6 protein-coding genes are annotated in these 19,022 nt (G+C 52.7%); all 6 read right to left on the bottom strand.

Translation table 11 applies throughout. The features are described from left to right. Window positions 1–6: 6 nt before the first annotated feature. On the bottom strand, window positions 7–2,031 hold the full coding sequence (locus ACG2E4_RS01780; RefSeq protein ID WP_395275540.1) for a fibronectin type III domain-containing protein: 2,025 nt from the start codon (window positions 2,029–2,031) through the stop codon (window positions 7–9). A 27-nt stretch (window positions 2,032–2,058) separates the two neighbouring features. After that, window positions 2,059–14,217 carry a hypothetical protein gene (locus ACG2E4_RS01785; RefSeq protein WP_395275541.1) on the bottom strand — a complete coding sequence of 4,053 codons (12,159 nt, stop codon included), beginning with the start codon at window positions 14,215–14,217 and terminating at the stop codon, window positions 2,059–2,061. A gap of 50 nt (window positions 14,218–14,267) precedes the next feature. Beyond that, entirely contained in the window at window positions 14,268–16,040 is a 1,773-nt protein-coding gene (locus tag ACG2E4_RS01790; protein WP_395260560.1) for a hypothetical protein, read from the bottom strand. A gap of 413 nt (window positions 16,041–16,453) precedes the next feature. Next, entirely contained in the window at window positions 16,454–16,624 is a 171-nt protein-coding gene (locus ACG2E4_RS01795) for a hypothetical protein (RefSeq protein WP_395260561.1), read from the bottom strand. A gap of 236 nt (window positions 16,625–16,860) precedes the next feature. Further along, window positions 16,861–17,079 (bottom strand): hypothetical protein, encoded by a 219-nt coding sequence (locus ACG2E4_RS01800; protein ID WP_395275542.1) that lies wholly within the window; start codon window positions 17,077–17,079, stop codon window positions 16,861–16,863. 1,039 nt (window positions 17,080–18,118) lie between these two features. After that, window positions 18,119–18,985 (bottom strand): carbon-nitrogen hydrolase, encoded by an 867-nt coding sequence (locus ACG2E4_RS01805; protein ID WP_395275543.1) that lies wholly within the window; start codon window positions 18,983–18,985, stop codon window positions 18,119–18,121. Window positions 18,986–19,022 lie beyond the last annotated feature (37 nt).

A 19,022-nucleotide genomic window follows, 5' to 3' on the forward strand; every position in this document is an offset into this window, starting at 1 on the left:
TCAAATTTACCTGGAGTTATTCTGGACTGCCTGGGTCGGTTTTGCCGTTCTGGCTTCGCGCCCCGAACGATCTACCGGGAACACCTTGTACCAGGTGCCGGCACTCCCATCTTGATCCACCCACTCAACGGTGTTACCGGCTGTTTCGCCGATCGTCTCATAGATACCGGTCGCCAAAGAAGACTTGTAGATGCGGTACCCGACCACCTGCTCATCGGTGGATTGCTCCCAGCGAAGCTGTACGCCCTCCTCCATCTCCATCGCCTGCAGGTTGCGGGCCGGCACCGGCGGTTGTAAGCGGCGTGCGTGCAGGGTGTCAACCGGGGCATCGATACTTTCATTGTCCATTGAATCGACAGCCGTAACCGAATACAGGTAGGTGTTCCCAAAATCAACCTCTTCATCCCTGAAGTACCGCTTTCCGCGCGGCAGCTCGGCCAGAAGAGTATCTGCCCTGGATTCCAGCGAGCGATATACACGGTAACGATTCACATCCGTGGAAGACGAGGCATTCCACCGGAGCCCCACCCGCTGCCCCTTTTCCATTTCGGCTTCTGCAAATGTGGGTGATTCCGGCGGGGTAAGGTCGGGGATCTGAAGTTCTGCATAAACCGTATCACTCGCATTTCCATTACTGCTGATGACGGAGATGCCGTACTGATAAACCGCGCCCTCCACAAATCGCTCACCTCCGACACCGTTGTCCAGCAATGTAGTATCGGACAGCTGCTCCTTGTTTACCTGCGAAAAACTCTCTCCGCTGCGGGGATGGGTCTGGCGGCGCATTACGAAGTAGGTCCTCAGGTTTCCGGGAACGGCTCCGTGACTCCAGCTAAGCTGAACAGCACCTTCGTTGAATTCGGCCTCAAAGGTCTTTACCGGGTCTGGAACGCGATAATCGGTAATCAGCAGGTGGCCCGGGTTACTCCGGGGTCCCTCATTGCCGGCCGTATCGACAGCCGTTACCGAATACCGGTACTGGTTTCCCGGCTCAACCGTGGTATCCAGGTAGGCTGTTTCAAGTGCAGGGAGCAGCTCCCTGGTCAACCGCGTGTAGCTTTCCTGGTCGCCACGGGCGCGGTACAGGTGATAGCCCGCCAGATCCAGCTCGGTACTCACCGGCCAGGTTATATGGCTGTGGTAGTTACCTGTGGTTTGTGCCTTTAAGTTCCGCACGATCGCCGGCGGACGGTTTTCAGCAATCCGAATATTTACTCCATCGCTTGGCTCCGACATCCGGCCGGTAAAATCGACAGCGTGGATCGTAAAAGTATAGGTTTTGCCCAGCTCCGGGACCCGGAATTTGTACTGAAACTCGGTATCTCCGCTTGTGCGTGCAATGAACTCCTCATTCGCCCGCTGCAGGTTACCACGCCCCTCCTCACGGTAATAGATCTGAAACCGGATCACGTTCTTCGCTTCTTCGGTTCCGGTGGGAAGATAGTTCCACGTAAGCGCCACTTCGTCTGCATCATTGGCAACTGCAAGCTCCGAAGGCGGCGGGGGCACAACGGGCTGCAGCTCGGCACGTCCCTCGATCTTTTCACCCGTGGGACGTTCCAGGTCGTCCACAATCTCAAAACGGTAGTACACCGTATCGCCGACCGGGGCTTCCTCATCGATGAATAACCGACCGACCGATTCGGCTACTTCCGGGATCGCAAAACTGGTAATAAGCCCGATATCAGAACTGTTGTGCAGGCGCAGGAATACGGCCTGTGGATCATCTCGGCGGACCATTTCCCGGACTCGCGGGTACAGCGCGCCCAGCCTCTTCTGAAATTCATAGCCGTCGGTCGCGGGAAAGCGGGGACTCTCGGTCAGTTTCTGCCAGTCCTGCCCGTCCACACTTCGATAAACATTGAACCCGTGAGAAAGCGGGATGGTCTGCCCGTGATAAACAAAGGCGCGACCGTCTTCCCGGGTCACAACATGAATATCTACGCCAGGTGTATTCTGTCCCTTCACCGAGTTGACGGTAAAAACAACTACCAGAAAGGGTATCAGTAGGAAATGAAGTTTTGAAAACATCGTAAGCTGGATATCTGGTTGAATCAATTAATAGGTTATCAGGAACCCGTTATATTGCTGCTGCTGGACCGCCTGAATTAAATTTTGATACATATCGCTGAAGGTAACACTTTTTTGAGCGGTACGTTGCAGTCCCGCCCCGTTGGTTATCCGCACATGAACTGTAATGTAAGTGGGATCATCGACCTGGTCCCCGGACAGCGAAACAGACCCGGAAAGATCAAAGCTCCCCTGTTTGTTACCTGCATGTTCGTGCATATCGGTCCACCCCACCAGCGTATTCCATGAGAGATACCGGACGGAATACTCGACGGAAGCGATGCCCGATTCGGGATCTTCGAGATTCTCCAGGTCGATCTGCAGTTCTGAGTTCGATTGATTGTAGCTCAGGTTGATTGAAGGTGTCAACGGCCTGCTCCCGTCCAGGTTGATGGGTCCGGTAGCCCGGGTACCGGATTTTTTGCCTACCCCGTTGACGACCCGGTAACTGATATAGAATGTATCTCCCTCGGGAAGCTGGCTCCGGGGAATTGAGACGAACCGCTCCTGGTTGGTATGCGATATTCCCGACCAATAGAGTTCCCCGTTCTGTTCGGAGCTCCATGCAAAGTCAACGTTGCTGCCATCCGGCCAGCTCCTCAGGTCGGTTGCCCCGGGAGAGGTGCCCAGGGCATACTGGATGCCTTCCAGGTCGGTTTCGGGATCATAAGGCAGTTCCACCAGGTAGAGCTTGACGTCGAAAGGATCAACCTTTGCCTGCATCTTGCCGCCGACGGGTGAGGTGGGATCTTTGGCTATGTTGGGACCGAGCGTGCGCACCTCGCTGGCATTGCCTGCATAATCTTTTGCGCGGACGTGTATATAGATTCCGGTTTCAAAATCCTCCAGCAGTGAACCCGGAAGATCGCCCGAGTATTCAAGATGGGTCCCCTCGGTTGTTTTGACCCGAACATCTTCAAAATCCTCAAGCGGTACCTCCTCCGATGTGGAAACGACATATTCATAATGGGAAACCCCGGACTGATCATCCGATGAAGCCGTCCAGCTTCGCTCAATTTCGGGTGTTGCCGAGTCGGTCCAGTCATTAAGCAGTTCCGGATCAGTATCAAGAGCAGGCACCGATTCCAGGACCGGATCGACCGGCGTTGAGTACCCCATCGCATAGGACATCTGCTGCATGGGCACAGCCACGTAGGCCAGCCCCGGTTTACCCGGCGCTTCCCCGTCATAGATTACGGGAGTGCTGCTCTCCATAACCGGACTGGTCATTCCAGCCCCGTTCGTCACCCGAACGCTCACATAGTATTCCTGTCCAGGCGTCATATTAATCATCCTGGTCTGCCCGATCATTTCCGATGTTGGCACATATGAAAGGAAATTGCGGGTGCCCTGCAGTTCGGTCCACGCAATAACATCGGTGCCCCCTTTGCTGCTGCCCACCGCGTACTCGTAAGTGGCAATCCCGCTCTCCGGATCATGGGCCTGGATGTGGAGATCGATGGCAGTTGGTCCATTCGTCCAGTATTCATCGACCTCAACGGGAGCCGTCATATTTATGGGACCGAATTGCGTTTGGGTGGTGACCTGCTGATACCGCGTAGTGGTATTCTTCTCGTAAAACGAACTCAGCCAGAGTACGGGTCTGTCCGGCGAACTCACACTGTTGGAAAGTACAGAACTTCCCGGGCTTACCGATTGTCCGCCCGGTCCCACATCCACGTTAAAGGTGGCCCGCCGGATAGCCGTGTTGCCGGCCAGTCCCCGCACCCGTACTCCGACATTCATCCTCCTCGTGTTGGACATCTGTAGCTCCGCCGGTGATGGATTGCTTCCCCTGGGATGCGTCCGCTTGTATGGATATTGTGTGATCGAGGTATTACTTCCAACCGACAGGTAATCGTGATACCCGACCGAAATATCGGTGTCTTCCTCAAACTCTTTCACATCGATACTGTTTTCGACTATGCCCGCCGGATGGGTGGCATTCCAGCTTATGTCCGTCTCATTAAAGAATGTGTTCACGCCGGAATAAGAAGGTCGTTCCGGGTCGGCTGTAATGCCCGTTATCTGGGGCGGTACCAGTTCATCAGAGAGCCCCTGCAAGCGCTGCTGGTAGTCAACGGACGATGTCGTATCCTGCACGGCCCCCTCTGTTACAACCTCTACACTTTGGCGCCATCCCAGGTAGTTGTCAATCATATTGTAAAGGATGGAAGTGAGGTTCGCCTTGTTGCTGTAAAACTGATCGGCCAGGTCGGTGACCTGTTTCAACGGGTCAAGCAGGCTGTTTTCCAGCTGGCTATGGGCGGGCACCACATCGTTGATCACTCTCCTGGATGTCTGATAGGTGTAATCCTGCAATCCCAGGTCGTGCATATCATACCAGAAACGATTATTCATCACGGCCACCGAATCTCTGACACAATCCAGGGAGCCATCAGTACAGCTGGGATTCTCAAGTTCATTGAAAACAGTCAGCATCTCCTGTGGTGCTACATATGGATCATTCACAGCAGGAATTGACGATGTAAAAGTCGAATCCTTAAAACGGGAGATGGCATGGGCCCGCTGTACAGTCCGATAAACTTCGTTCATGTAAGCATTCGTATTACTATTCCGATTAGCCAGTGCACTGTTGAAGCCGTTGTTCAGCTGCTGGATGCCGCTCTGGATCTGGCCGCTCTGCTGCTGCACTGTTGAATGAAGGTTGCTTGCCCAGTCCCACTCCAGCCAGTGCTTGTTGGCCTCCATCGCGTAGTACTCCTGAAGCAACCTGATGACATGAGCATACTCTTGCGTCAGCCTGTTTACACCGGGGGTAACCGTCAAATTGTTCTCAGCGATTGAGCCCTCCACCCTGGTATCCAACAGGGAGTGCATCTCCTGCAGGCTGGCCTCGACGTCAGCGATGCTTGCACGAAACTGGTTATCCATCTCCTCAATCTGACTCCTCAACTCCTCTGTACTCTGCGCCTGTTCTGATGCGACAGTTTCATCAACCCGGAAGGAGGGCGATTCGGATACATTTGCAGACGGAACGGGCTTGTAAACATTGGACACCGGGGACTGGGTCATGGTGGTCATCATACTGTCAAAAGCACTTTCTGCCATCTCGCGGTACTCAATGGATGTTTGCAGCCCCTCATCCAGTAACCCGGTCACATTATCAGACATATCTTCCACATCGGCAAAATAATTGACCAGTACAAACCGGGAGTCTTCCGGAGACAAGATGTATTCAACCAGGCCATTATGTGTACGGTCTGCCTTCATTACCGTGTTCATCATTTGCTGGAGCTGTGAAGGCGGAGAATACGAACGACTGCTGCTTCCATAAGGACTGGTCTCCACATCATTCAGTATTCTTGTCACTGCGATGTCTCGCACGGCTTTACTCTGGGAATAAAAATTTCTCCCGGCGTCACGCACATCAGAGGTACTCACGCCGAAGCCGGCAAATCCCGGCGGCTCCTGGAGAGCGGCCTTGGCGGCAGCGATCTGGTTTTTCATATCCTCAATCTTCTGGCGGAACCGGTCCCGCTGGTCCTGGGCCTGGGCTATCAGATCATTTTGACTGCCTTTCCCAAATCCCGCATCTATCCCATTATCCGCGACTGATGCCCATGCCGATACACAGGCTTCATCGACCAACAGATCTACACATCCTTTGACAGCGGCATAAATTTCAAAACCTGAGGGAGATTTCGTCACAAAAGCACCTTTTGCATCTGCGGTAATACAGACGCCCAGGCAAGCCTCGGCACTGAACACCACATACGCCCCGAACGGCAGGCTGAAGTCGGGGTCATCGAGCAGCCAGACAGAACCGGTCACATCACTTTTGACAGAGATAAGCGGCACACCGACGTTAAACCCTACCCCAACTTCCAGGAGGAAGCCCTGCTGGGCAGCCAGGAACTCCCCGTCGCCCTCCAGCATATCACCGAAGATGCCGAACTCAGCATTCCCGATAATGCCCCAGACCACCTCATCATCCGTCTCCCGCAGGAAGTACTCGATATTTCCCTCCCCGGAAACAGTTCCCGGTACCTCCAATGCTATTCCGATATCTCCCAGTATATAAAACGGATCTCTCTGCATCGATATGTACATCTCTCCCTGGACAAGCGCGCTGGCAGTCCCCTCGCCGTCCATCTGCAGCACATTGCCACGTGCATCCATGTAGAAGCCCTGGTTCGTAATCTGGAAAAAAGTTTGTCCCTCTACCACATACTGGTTGCCACTGCCGGCGATGCCGATATCGGCATAGAGCATGACTGCAAAGTCCACGTCATCGGCCGCGGGCATCGCATTTTCGTTGACCAGCTCATGGCCAAAGCCGCCTATGGCCGTACTGACCAGGTCCAGGTCGGCCTGGTCGGGTTTCCAGAAGAATCCGCCTCCCGCGCCGTTCAGATCGATAATGCCGGGAACAATAGGGATTCCTACGTCAGCCTGTACAGCAACGAAAAGACCGTAGCTAGTTTGCCCGTCGATGTTAGCAAACTTGCCGGCTACGGCAGCCCCGGCGGTACTCCCCCCGATATCGAAGGTACCAGTGGCGGCGGCACGCAGCAGAAAGTCGTTGCCGTCCTGCAGGTAGTTGAGGCTGGCGTTCATCGTAAAGAAATCATCGATGCTGACGTTAAAATCTTCGATGTAGAGCTCGCGTTCGCCGCCAACCGTTTCATAGAAATAGATACTGTGCACGCCCCCGGTGAACCCACCCGATTCGCTATTGGCATTGACGCTGATCGACAATTCCAGGGCCGGGTTGGCACTCTGGCTTCCGGTATCTGCCGGACAGGGACCGAAGCAGAGCAGTTCGACTACATTTTTTGTGGTCGTTTGTACATCCTGGGCCCCGCCGTCCAGCTCGTCCGGACTTTTGGGAGACGCGTCGGCCATCGTAATTTCTTTGCCGTTGGGCGTGGACTCATACAGGAACTGGCCTATCGTCAGTGTGCCGATTCCCTCCATGTCGATAGAGCCGGAACCATCCAGGTTGCCGACATCCTCTACCCCGTTGTGGCTGACGGTAAACCCGCTGTAGCCCAGGTTGGCCGACATCTGGTCGAGGTTGATATCCGCCTGCCCGTTCAGGGTGATTTCAAAACCATCCTGTGTGGATGCGATCTGATCGAAGGCGATGTTGACGGAAAAAACGCTGAAATCGAATGCAAAGGATACGTTGCCGGTCGCATTGTACTGCACCATGGGCAACTGTCCCGGAGAGAAACCGAGCCCGGGATTATTTGGAAAATTACCGCTCTCACCGAAATAGATGATCGGATCCACCTCGTCAGCCTCGTACAGCTCCCCGTTGGCATATACCCCGGACTGCTGCCAGTCGTACGGATCGATATCGGCAGCGACCTGTGTCAGCTTAAAATGCCCAAAATCACCGAGTGCGAACTCTTCATCCAGGCTAAACGCCGGTTCAGATGCCTCAACCTGTACCTGGCCCTGCCCGTCGCGGTAGATACTGATGGTTGATGTGGAGGTCTGATCCACGGGAGCCGGAAGCGTAATGGCCAACTCGGTATCGAGCCGAAGCCCGGCGCTGTTGGAAAGCGTCATTGAGTTTATGACCAGGTGATCGTCGATAAGCGTTATCGCATCCGACTGTATCTGCCCGAAGTCGAACTGCCCGTCAGTATCGATCACAAAGTTTTGATAATCGATATCCTTTTCCAGGAAGGTGAGTGTCCCGGATGAAGAACTCAGCGCCACTGCCCGGCCTGTGATCGTTACCGAGGGAGCGATGATATTCCCGGACAGCGCTCCTTCGAACAATGTAAACTGCTGATCAGCAAGGGTTCCCACCGACTGCCCCAGCGCAAAATGCAGCGAGGGACTGGAGCTCCAGTCGTTGACCCCCACTTCCAGGTCTTGCACGCTCACATCAAGCGGTTCCCCAAGCACATCCTCCAGGGAGACCGTCCCGTTCAGCACCAGGTAAAATGAGTCCTCATCCGTCTCAAGCCCTATCCCATCGTGTGCATTGGGTGAAAGCGTAACGGCTCCCATCGTCATCTCCCGGATGGTATTCCCGGGATCCAGGTCAAATTCCCACCCGGCACTCGACCACGAGGCGTTAAAGAACACCGGCTCATCGCCGGCATTGATATCCATAATCAAACTGCTGCTCAGCGTTCCCGACAGGGCTACACTGCTGGTGCTTCCGAATGTGGCTTCGATACCCATCAGGGAAGCCTCAAAAACATCGGACTCATTGCTGCCGGAGACCGAACCGGAATGCGAATAGGTGTACAGTGGTGTAAGCCCGCCCTGATAGGAGGTCCGGTAGTCGCCCAGGCTCACAGATCCCGATTCGATTCCACCGGAATTTATCGTGGCATTGACGAGGGCCTCATGTTCCTGCAGCAGGCCGGGCAGTTCCAGTGCCAGGCCGGCCTTCAGCTCGGGACCGTTTCCGTCATCCGTTATTTCGAGTTCCCGGAGGCTCAACGGAAGATCCAGGCTGGATGCCAGCGAAGTTTCGCTCTGAAGCGTCAGGGCTCCGCCGGTGATATGATAAGCATCATCAGTTGTGAGACTGAATTCGACGTTCACCTCGGTGGGATTGTCAGATTGATCAGGGAGAGCAGGAATGACGACCGGCAGCGGCTGGCCGTTGGTACTGATGGTATATCCGCCGCTTTGGTTGGACGTGAGATCTACCAGAAGACTGTCGTTTTGGTCTTTGATATCCACATAGGCGATATCCTCGGTGGGCAGCGGGATGCGTGAGGGCAACAGGGCCAGCACTTGTGACCCGAGGTTGAAGCCTGAATCATCCAGGATAGCCAGCGGATCAACCGCCTGCCCCTGGTCCGAGTCATCATAAAATTCGGCACTTCCGCTGTTTACGGAAAACCCGCCGACGTTAAGGGTGAACCCGTTCACCAGCTCGGCCCGAAGCGAAGCGTATTCCTGTCCGCTGAAGAGAATCGTAGCTATAGAGGTCCCGGAAAAGGTCAGCCCGGCCGGATTCAGTTCCATATCGGCATTCAGGTCCATGCGGATGGCGTTGTCGGCCGGCAGCTGGGAAGTGGTATCCACCAAACTAAATGAGAACGGTGAGAGGCCGATCTCTGCCGCAAAATCGGAATCGATAGTGGCGGAGCCTCCCTCGACAACAAACGGATCAAATCCCATCAGCAAGTTGTTGAACTGCACATTGGCCTGGACGCCGTCCGAAGTAAGGTTACCGCCGCCCTGAATGCTAAGTCCGTTGGCATCCAGTGTGGCCTGGTTGACGGTGAAATTCAACATCGGATCATCTGAGGCGAAAGGCAGGTTCAATGCAAACGGCTGTGTGATATCGACCGAGCCGCCGCTGATTTCACCGGTAATAAGGTCAAGAGTGAGAAGTCCACTCGCGGTGATCGGGGAGCCATCGTTCGGGGCGGGTAGCGTAAGATCCACGCCGCCGTCCAGTTCCGCCCGCTGGGAATTCGCGGACACAGAGAATATGAGATCAGCCGTCGAAACCGAAAGCTTTGCCGGACCGATCTCCACGTATCCACAGGGCTGTACGCCGCTGATGGTTCCTTCAAAATACTTGCTTTCCACCAGGGCCAGCGTAAATGAGGGATCCTCAACACAGGCGTCCGGATCGTCCCCGGTAAACGCCGGCAGATTCCCCAGCTCGGCATCCACCCGGATATCGACGAGCTGCTGGTCCTGGTCCCGGCTGAGCGAGCCGAAAATTTCGCTGATCATCAGCGTGGGTGAGTCGGGCATCCCTCCTATCAATGGGATTTCCGCCCCGCCTAACGGCTGGAAGGGCGCCACCGAACCGGTAAAAAATCCGTCATCCATGGAAACGCCCGTGAACGTAAGGCCGTCCGGTGGATTCAGTCCCGTGCCCTCAAACTCCGGCAGTTCCACTTCGAAGTCCATACTCACATCAGGATTGAATGCAACGCCCTGGCTCCAGTCGAAGGTAAAGGTGGAAGCCGTTTCAAATCCGAGCGGCTTGAAGCTGAAGCCGGCCAGTGAAATTGCAGGGAGATCCAGCCCCGGGATGCTGCTCTCATCGATATCCTGCGGCGGCAGGTGAATACCGGTATTGCGGAGCTCCAGGCCCAGCAGGGGAAATACAAACTCGTCCCCGGTGGCGGGCTGAATGCGCAGTCCGGCATCCAGGGCAATGGCAAACTCAAATCCGTTGGCCCGGGTGTACCCAAATTGCGGCAGTGACTCGATCGAGTCGAGCTGCAGGCCGAATACCCCGAAATCGAGCTCTGCATCCGCTCCAAAGTCATCGGGCACAAAATTGGTGACATTAAAGGTCCCGGGCGTCAGGCGGATACCAATATCCGCGCCGGTGCTAAATCCGGACTCGGTATCTATTTCCAGGCCTCCAGTCAGATCCAGGTCATAGGCCGGCGAAGTAGCCCCCTCCTGCAGTGAGAAGGTCCCGCTCACCGCATCCACCATCAGCATTGCCTGGCCGCCAGGCAGCAGCGGTACCTGTGCTCCCATGCCCGACAGGTTCAGACTGGCCTGCAGGGCTCCATCACTTTGGATATAAAAGGCTGCCTGCTGGTCGTGCGGCAGATCACTTTCAAACAGGTGCAGATCGCCGAGCAGGTAGAGGGCGGTCAACGGACTGCCATCCACTACCCGGCTGCCGAAATAGAGTTGTCGCAGGCTCAGTGGAACGTTCCGGTTCTTCATCTGCAGGTTCGGATCCCCCACAGGTACATCAGCGATAATAGCCCCTTCCAAAACTTCGGGATTGGTCGGGTCGGCGGAAATAACCACGTTGTCAAGCGTAATATTCGACAACACGGGGGGATTGGCGTTATTCAAGAACGGGGCCACGAGTGAAAGCGGTGTATTGGGTTTGGTGGAAAGAACGTAGTTCCCTTCACTGTTTTCCACGGCATCAACCAGCAGGCTGTCACCCTCCCTGAGCCGGAGGTAGGCGATATCTTCCGTAGGCAACGGAAGGAGGTCGGGAATGATCATATCGGCGAAAAACCCGGGAACGGGATGAAAACCGTCGGGGTCTGCGTAGGCGAATCGGCTGCCGTCCACCATGAAATCGGCACGGCCGCTGCCGACTTTGAAAGGATACAGCTGAAATGCGAACTCATCCGAAAATTCAACCGTAGCCAGTTCATCATACTGCCGACCGTCAAAAATGACCGCCGCATTTGCCGTACCCGTAGCATGGACCCCGGCCGAATCCAGCGTTACCTGCCCGCCCAGCTCCATAAACAGGCCCGGATCTTCCGTTAAAGCAGTATCAGCATCAACCGCCCTGAAATTCAGTGACTGCGTACCGGCATCGATTCCCGCAATCATCCCGAACGATTCATCAAAAATTACCCGTCCCCCGGTGAGCCTCAGGGTCTCCAGATCGATCAGCAGATTATCAAAGGTGGTCCCAATCCGGGTTCCCGATTCAAGCAGAAACTGCTGGCGGCCGTCTATTAAAAAACCATTTTCATCGATCCGGGCGCTGTTGACCAGGAATGTAAGGACAGGATCTTCGCCCGGTATCTGCCATTCGAAGGGATCATTGATGTTAAAGGACACCGATTCAAACTCACCGGTCAACAGGTTGAGACCAAACGAACCCTGTACCCGCTGGCCGCCGGGTAATTCCAGTTCCGCCGAGGCTTGCATGGTCGCCTCCCTGCCAGACCCAGGTGTGTGGGAGAAAGTAATATCGGAGTCGGTAACCCGGGCCGTAAATGGACCGATGGCGACATCACATCCGGGAATAACATTTTCCAGCGTGCCGTTGAATCCTGTTGTGAATGAGAACTTTTGTTCTCCAAGCGGAATAGAATCACCGGTATCACAGGTAAACGGGCGTCCCAGACTGATACTCCCGCCCAAATCCAGCCGGCCTATCGGTTCAAAACTGTCGTCTTCATGGTATTCTACGCCAAAGCGCCCTGAGAGCTCATCGATATTCAGCGCGTGGCCAGTGCCGAAATCTGCCGAACAGCCCGAAAAACTATTTACACCGACTTCCCCGAAGACCAGCATATCCTGCACGTGTCCCCCGGTCAGTTCCATCGTTTCTCCCCGGATGCACTCGGGATACCTGCTGTCATTGGGCACTGAAACCTCCCCGCTGAATGCAAGCTCCCAGGGGCCGGGCCCGGTTTTATCCCACTCAAACAGTGGAAACGTAAATTCACGCATCAGTAACGACTGCAGCCTTACCCGGTAGTCGTGGATATCGTATTCCGGCAGTGAAAACGGCCCGTCTTCAAATGCATACTTGTTAAAATGGATCCCCTCGTTATCAACCCTAATATCTTCCAATTCAGTTGATTTCCAGGCATCAAATGCGGGTATTTCAACTTTGGCACCCAGCAGAAGTTCGAAATCCCAGTCCTGGTTTGCCGGGTCGTATGAAAGATGTTCCAGTTCGGTTTGTGTCAGCTCAAGCTGAATGAACCCAAGGTCGATACGCGGCTGAACGGCACTGCACTTCCGCTGCCCGGGAATGATGGCAAGGCCCGTTTCTGAATCTGCGGTGATGATGGCATCGGTTCCGCAGGTCTCACCACCTTCAGTAAGCAACCCCGCCGTGGCGTCCAGTTTGAGGTGGTAGTCCAGCTCATCGGTTTGCGGACGGGCGTCAACCGTGCCCGATATCCTGTTTACATCCAGGCTGACGGCGTCACTTGCACGGGCCAGCGGAACGGCGAAAGGGGTTTCGCAGCGGAACATCGTGGAGATCCTGTCATCCAGGAAAGCAAAGTTGTTGATTTCGCAGCCCGTATCCTGTCCAAATACGCGCAATGCCCCTTTACCCGAAACGGTACCCTCCGGGAATGCCGCTGTCATCTCGGTAATCTCAATTTCCGCCAGGTCCTCATTGACTGTAAACAGCGGCTCTCCCGATGCGCGAACGGTACCGCTGGCCCGGGTTGCCGTCAGATTGAGTGTACCTTGCGCCCGGTAGCTTTGCCCACTATAGTCGGACAGCGTGGCAGTAGCGGTGACTCCTTCCCCAAATCTCCATATGATTTCATCCAGTTCGGTGAGCTCGCTGGAGTTGCCGGGAATGGACGCAACCTGTCCGGCATCTCCCCGCAGCGACCCGCCCATAAGCACCGGGTTGGAAAGGGATTGTTTCTGCAGGCGCAGGTTATCGACCTGTACCCGGAGCTGCCCTGCTTCAGAATTGATAAAATTGAGCTCCAGAGTCGCCCTGCCGTTAAGCACGTAGGAGTCGGCTGCCTCGGTCACCTCGAGCTGGTCCAGGTTGACCAGTCGTGCAAATTCCGGCACCAGCGGAACCTGGTCAAGCTGCCGAATATCAGAAATCAACTCATCTCCGGCATCTTTTTTATAAGTGAAAGTTTGGAATTCGCTTTGCCCGTCATTTTTAATCGGAAGTGTGCCGTCGACAGTGTTCGCTGTTACCTGCCAGGCATATTCACTGCCCTCTTCAAGCGGCAGATATTCGGGGGTATAGATCAACGTATTCTGATCTATTACTGATTGCCGGGCATGTGCCCTGTTGCTGTTCAGCGCCTGTAGCGGCGTCTGACTCTCCAGCACCTCAACGAGCAGAAAATCATACTGTACCGCGTATTGCCGGAGCCCCTGCAGGGATGTCCAGTTGAATACCGGTGTTTCCAGCGTCAAATTGGATTCGTTGGATGGATTAATGAGCATAGGCGGCTGCGGGTAGCGAACCATAAATGGCGTCATGGACTGTGGAGAACTGATCATGCCCGCACCCTCTTCCGGTACCGCCTCCACATACAAGACATAGTTGCCTTCGGGGATGGTCCCCTCCTGGAGGACCTGCTGCTTCAGCCGGCTGTCCACCTGTTCCATTGTTTTATTAAACGACTGGGGGAAAGGAAGCTCGTCAAATACAGATGTAAACACATATGCCCCGGGCCGAAAACTTTCGGGCTCGGATGTGACCTCCAGGATCTCATCTCCCCCTTTGGTTACCCTGAATTTAAACCGGAAGTCAACAGCAACAGAATTGTTGTTATTGTAGGTAAAAACAAGCTGGTAGCGTCCGTTGCGAAAATTTTGTTCAAACTGGTCGGTAAACGGTGCGTCCACCACGCTGGGAATACCCGTCACATTAATATTCACCATGCCCTGACCCGCGGCCGACCCGAACAGGCCTCCAAGCCCCAGGATAAACACGGCTATAACAGCTATACCTGCGAAACATCTCAACTTTATAAATCTTGTTTGGTCCATGTGCAAATGGGGATTGGATAAACTGGTTAAAATCGATGCTGATATTTAAAATTACCTTCCAGCTCGGCGTATCTGCTGCTGCCGCCCTGGAGGACATTGTTGCTGCGGTTTCGTACCGAGAGTGAGAACGTATCTTTACTGGTCAGCCGATAGTTTGCCGTCATGTTCAACATCAACTGGCGGGCCTTTACAGTGAGATCATCCTGGTTTGGGCCTGCTCGATTGATCTCGTTCCGGTTTTGGTTAATGCCCGCGTTCAAACTCAGTGTCATTTTGCGCTCAAACAGTGAATACACCGCTCCAAAATTCGCTCCTGTTGAGATATTTTCCGAGCGGTTGGAACGGTTGATTAAGAAGTTACTCATGGTGTTTACAGAAAATCCGGAGGGGAATGTAAGGCTGTAGGTAACCGAGCTGGAATAGGTATCGGACGCGAAGTTGCCGGAGGTCGAGGAACCCGGTCCTTCAAACTCATTGGTCAGTGTAAAGTAGGAACCGGAAATTGAGACGTTATGGGTATGCTCGTCTCTTTGAAATGTGGCGGCAGGCTGCAGCATAAAAGTATTTGAAACCTGCACCTGATCGATACCACCTCCCTGTTGCGGAGTACCCGACTTTGTATTAGAGGAGATATCGTTGACCATCAGGTTGTAGTTTCCATTGATCGAAATCCGGTCGGTAAGCTGCAACTGGGCCGTTGTACCAATGGTGGTATTTTGCTGGGTATGAAGACGAGTATTCAACAGGTTATCCCGGCCCAGCACAATATTTCCCTGCAGAGACAGCTTATTGTCAAACAGTTGCACCGAGGGGCTAATCCGTACTTTCTGCTGGTCATCGCGCGTCCGTCCAACACCCAGTGAAATAAACCCCGGCTGTACCCGCTCGTAGCCGAGCTGCAATCCAAACTGATCCAGGTCCAGGTCTGCCGACGCCTGACCCGCGTAGTTTATGCGTGAGCTCGTATGAGCCGACATAATGTTAGTTAAAAAGGCAGGAACCCCGATCCCACCAAGGGGTATGAGCGGGCTGTTCAGGTCACGCGTGTAGGCCGAAAATGTTACCTGGCTGGCCAGGCTGATCGCTCCATCGAAGATCAATAGTTGAGCGTCGGGGGTAATCGTAAGATTTTCCTGCGGTGTGATTGTTCCCGGATTATCCACCGAATGCTTTTTGTCAATTGAATAATGGGAACTCAAAAAGAAATGGCTGTCATCGTCAGATCCATACCCGATCTTGCCGGCCACTGCCCACCGTTCGTAGGCCGGCTCTCGTAATTCCGCACGGGGCTGAAAATCGACCTTGCGCCTGGACCGCCCGCCGGAGAGTTCCACCAGCCAGTTGCCGGGACTAACCTGCAGGTAGCCGCCCCTGATTGTGGTCCCGTTCAGCCCGTATTCCGAGAAGGCCGGACTCACGTCCCCTGCCTGGACAGTCAGCCATTTCCAGCTGGCATCAAAACTTAGGTTATTCATATTCTGTCGCAGGCGTGACTGATCTGTGGAATACAGTAGATTCAGACCTGAACTGAATCCAAATACGGAAAAGTTCAGATTGGCGTTGGTCTGAAGACTGGCTGGAGCACGCCGATTTTGAATACCTGAGGCTGTGTAGGCACTCGCAGAGAGACCAATACTTCCCGATGCGGTAAACGGTCGTATGTCTGAGCCGTCAATAAACGGGTCGGTCTGTGCAAAACCGACGGAGCAGAAAACAAATACAGCTATAGCCCCGGCAATAAAGCTTGCTTTTTTCTTAACCGTAATAACCATCCTGTAGTGAATTATTTTGTTACTCATATTGGAATACGTGAAATAATTGCAGGATGGCTCAAAAAATATTCATGTCTTCGCTTCCGCAGTTTTTAAAACACTCTTTAACAATGATGATTAAAGAGTGTCTAAAATCACATCTTCCCATATCTCGTGGGGCAACACATTTTGAAAAGAATTGCCGTGCTGAAAGAGCATTTTAAGTTACCCGGGTTTGCCACTGGTTTTAGATTTTACTACCGGATATTGCCCATTTTGGGTATCCGGAGAATGGCTTTTATAATTTCCCTAATCAAAATAAAACCTTGATGTTAGCCTTAAACCCACATAAACTCCTGACTATTCTCTTTGACACTCTAGGGGGTGTTCATTTTGGGGTGATCCAAGACGAACCAAATCTTCTTGATTAACTCCTCGAATACCGAAAACTCAAGAATAATTTAATCCTTCAGGGGTGTTATAGAAGTGGCGTTGGTTTGACAGGTAGCCAGCCGCTCGTCAAACAGGAATTTTTCCATGTATTGGTCCTCATTCCAGTTGTTGAACGACACGATCAGGCTCACCCGCCGGGGCCCGGGCAGAAAAGCGTAAAAGAATGCCCATGGTATCACAAAAGTCTAACCTGGTACATCCCAATAACGACTAAGGTATCGCCATGATCACCGATAGGGAGTATTTGATCTGAATCCAATACAGATTCCCTCATAATGTCCCTTGTTCTCTGTAAATGACTGATTGAAACGTTGTGGAATCTTATTCCCTGCCTACCATACGTGTACCAGCACACCGTTTGTTGTTTATAATGCCAGGGATATAAGACTTTATTCGTACAGCATCGTATGGTGTTTTATTGATCAGCCCGAGAGAATAATTTGCTGGCGTCATAAACTCTCTTACACTCTTCATCGTAGCTATTTACAATATTTTTTAGTCGCTTTCTGGCTGGTTTTGGAATTCTTTTATCGGAACCTTGCAACAACTTTTTTGCTGCAACCAAAAGAGTTTCAAATTCATGTAATTGAAGCGTAACAGTCCATGTCGAGGAATCGGTGTATTGCAGTTCCATATTCAACCTCCGTGCTACTTTTAATTTTTACACTCTTATGAGGTGGGCCTTCTACAGATGACATCGCACTCTCGAGGCAAAACTTACTGCTAACAATAAGTTATGTAAATATTTAAGGGCGTTCAATCCCAACTGGTTATATAGGGCTTGCTCAAAAAGCCAAAATCGTTGCTTTCCGATGGTAGAGTAGTTCCTTTTTGTGTGAACAAAAACGAATCCCAAGAAATCACCGCCTATGGATTTATTCGCCTGGATACACTTCGCTGCGGCTAAAAGAAACCCAGATTCTTGCGTTAGCAGATCTATTCCCAAAAAGGAAATTTTCCTCGCTTATGGACTTTCTTGGTATCCACTGCAGGGTTTCTTTCTTAACGGCTGCGCTGCGTTTGCCCGAGACGGCTCACAAATCCATACGCCGGAGGGGTAAGCTCATTTTCAGCGAGCACCCGTAAAGTCCAGAAAATCCCGGCAAAACCACGTGGTGTGGATAAGCAATGTGTTGGTTGGAGGTGCCAATAGAACAATATCCGGGGATCTTTTGGTGACTGTTGTAGGTTTGTTTTTAGTCAGACAAAAAATGAACACTCCTTACCAGACAATGATAAAATATTTTGTACAACCAAGGTCCAAACTGGCACGATGGGACCGAAAAAATGCAAGATTGTTGGGTACAATTAGCCACATTCCTTACATTAATTTACAATACTAATGGCTATACCTTATTGATAGCCAACGTGTTAATATGGGTGTGAGGATGTCTTATATAATAAAAAGATTTTGTACTCTGCTAAATTGATCTGCCTTGTAATAAGTTATTTGCATACCTGGTAGTTTGGGAAGGTCTTATCCGCCACCAAAGCCTGACCCGGTTAGAAACCACAGTTTATGCCACCTGACTGGAGATATCGAATTATCAAAAAAATCGATACTGGTCCGAACAACCGTTTTTGCTAAACCATTACAAAATAAGAAAAGGGCAACTGTGTCAAATGCTCAGATATCTTTCAGTCAGAGAGGAGTGGCACCAGGGATTTAAAATTTAATCAATATATCGCTTTAGAATTGGTTTGTAGGTATCGATACGCCGATCGCGGAAGAACGGCCAGATTTGACGTTGTTTTTCAATTTTGGCCAGATCGATCGTTGCCAGCAGCATCTCCTCTTCCCCACCCGCCTGGCTGAGCATTTGTCCAAATGGGCCTGCTACAAACGACCGCCCCCAAAACGTAAGATCTCCTTCCTGTCCCACCCGGTTGATGCTGGCTACAAAACAGCCGTTGGCGATGGCATGACTGCGCTGAATCGTCTGCCAGGCATCTACAAATTCATTTGCCATTTGTTCATCCTCATCCGGCAGCGTGCCGATGGCGGTCGGGTACACCAGGATCTCTGCTCCCTTCAGAGCGGTGATGCGCGCCGCTTCCGGGTACCACTGGTCCCAGCAGATAAGCGGACCGATCTTGGCGTAACGCGTTTCAAACACCTGGTAGGCATCCTCACCCGGGGTAAAATAATACTTTTCGTAAAACCCCGGATCATCGGGAATGTGTTTTTTCCGGTAGGTTCCCATCAGCGAGCCGTCGGCATCGATTACAACCAGTGAATTGTGATACAATCCCGCTGCCCTGCGCTCAAAAAAAGGGGCTGTAATTACCACCCCCAGTTCTTTAGCCAGCTCAGTCAACTTGTCAGTTACGGGACCTGGAATCGACTCTGCCCAATCAAAATAGGTATCATCCGGCACCTGCGGAAAATACGTAGTATTGAACAGCTCCTGGAGCAATATGATTTGTGCACCCGCGGAGGCGGCCTCCCTAATATTGGCGATTGTTTTACTGAAGTTTTCATCCGGATTATTCGTTGAGCTCCGTTGAATCAATCCCAGAGTAGTGTGCTGAGCAGCCATATCGCAGTCCCGTTGTTTCTTCCGAATTTACCACTTC

The organism is Halalkalibaculum sp. DA384, from assembly GCF_043951955.1.
Taxonomy (GTDB): domain Bacteria; phylum Bacteroidota; class Rhodothermia; order Balneolales; family Balneolaceae; genus JAMQKA01.